The organism is Rhodococcus sp. (in: high G+C Gram-positive bacteria), assembly GCF_049299235.1.
Lineage (GTDB): Bacteria > Actinomycetota > Actinomycetes > Mycobacteriales > Mycobacteriaceae > Rhodococcus.
This window is the reverse complement of sequence record NZ_JBAQXC010000262.1, coordinates 1-1,858: the sequence shown is the minus strand read 5'-3', so window position 1 is coordinate 1,858 and position 1,858 is coordinate 1. Positions and strand designations below refer to the sequence as shown.

Sequence of the window (1,858 nt, the reverse complement as noted above, 5' to 3'; positions counted from 1 at the left end):
CACTCGGCCAGGTCCTCGCGTCGGCGGCGGCTCTGGCCGATGTCGGCCTGATCGTCGTCGGCGGTGGATTCGCGCAGGCCGGACCTCCGCTGTGGGGTCCAATGCAGGCCGCGGCCGCACGCTACGCCCGGTTGTCGTTCCTGCGCGAGTTGCGAATCGTGCCTGCCCGGCTCGGTCCGCTCGGGACGCTCACCGGGGCGGGAGTGCTGGCGACCCTGCCCTAGCATCCGGTCACCGGACGCACCCTTCCGATTCTCTGTAACCTGTTCTAGTGTGCTGGATCACTGGTCCGGACAACGCACACCGCACGGCCCGACCGCAAGGCGGGGCAGCAGCTACCGACAAAACCTGAAGTGATTTCGTTCAACGAGTTACGAGGAATGAGGACGATGACCGACTACGACAAGCTCTTCATCGGCGGCCGGTGGGTCGAACCGTCGACGGACGAGAAGCTCGAGGTGTTCTCCCCTGCGACGGAGGAACGCGTCGGCTCGGTCCCCGTTGCGGGACCGAAGGACATCGACGCCGCGATCGCCGCCGCCCGCACCGCATTCGACGACGGTCCATGGCCCCGCACCGCCCCCGCCGAGCGCGCCCAGGTGATCGCCAAGGCCGCCAAGCTGATCGAGGAGCGTTCCGCGGAGATCACCGCGAAGCTCACCGAGGAAATGGGCCAGCCCCCGGCGTCCGTGCAGATGATGCAGATGACGTCGGCGCTGGGCACCTTGAACTACTACGCCGGTGCCGCCGATTCCTTCCCGTGGGTCGACGAGCGTTCCGGTTCGTTCGGTCGCACCCGCGTCACCCGTGAAGGTGTCGGCGTCGTCGGCGCAGTCATCGCGTGGAACGTTCCGCTGTTCCTCGTCGCGAACAAGCTCGGTCCCGCGCTGCTCGCCGGCTGTTCCGTCGTCCTCAAGCCCGCCCCCGAAGCACCGTTGACCATCAACATGGTCGCCGAGATCTTCGCCGAGGCCGGCCTGCCCGAGGGTGTGCTCTCCATCGTCCAGGGCGGTGCCGAGACCGGTGAATACCTGGTTTCGCACCCCGACATCGACAAGGTCACCTTCACCGGCTCGACCGCGGTCGGCAAGCACATCGGTGCGATCGCCGCACAGAACCTCAAGCGCTGCTCGCTCGAACTCGGCGGCAAGTCCGCCGCGATCGTCCTCGAGGACGCCGACCTGGATTCCACGATCGCCATGCTCGTGATGTCCGGCCTGATGAACACCGGGCAGGCGTGCGTCGGCCAGACCCGCATCCTGGCCCCGCGCTCACGCTACGACGAGGTCGTCGAGAAGATCGTCGCGACCGCCGCATTCTTCCCCGTCGGTCTGCCCGACGATCCGGCCGCCCAGCTGGGCCCGCTGATCTCGGCGAAGCAGCGCGACCGCGTCGAAGGCTACATCGAGCAGGGCAAGAAGGAAGGCGCCCGCCTGGTGCTCGGCGGCGGCCGCCCGGCCGGCATCGAGACCGGCTACTACGTCGAACCGACCGTGTTCGCCGACGTCGACAATTCGATGTCGATCGCCCGCGACGAGATCTTCGGCCCCGTGCTGTGCATCCTGCCGTACGACTCCGTCGACGAGGCGATCAAGATCGCCAACGACTCGGATTACGGCCTGGCCGGTTCGGTGTACACCACCGACGTCGAGAAGGGCCTCGACGTCGCCGCCCGGGTCCGCACCGGCACCTACGGCATCAACTGGTACGCATTCGATCCCGGTTCGCCGTTCGGCGGATTCAAGAATTCGGGCATCGGCCGCGAGAACGGCCCCGAGGGCATCGAGGCGTTCTGCGAGGTCAAGTCCGTGCTCTACCCGCCCGGATACCAGGGCTGATCGGGAACCGACGCCGGTGG

1 protein-coding gene and 1 pseudogene are annotated in these 1,858 nt (G+C 67.5%); both read left to right on the top strand.

Features of this window, described 5'->3' with window-relative positions:
• A pseudogene (locus WAX14_RS15480) lies at nt 1-224 on the top strand (ROK family protein); the annotation flags it as partial.
• A gap of 165 nt (nt 225-389) precedes the next feature.
• Nucleotides 390-1,838, top strand: coding sequence for an aldehyde dehydrogenase (locus tag WAX14_RS15475; RefSeq protein WP_422628939.1), 1,449 nt, complete (start codon nt 390-392; stop codon nt 1,836-1,838).
• The last annotated feature ends 20 nt before the right edge of the window (nt 1,839-1,858 follow it).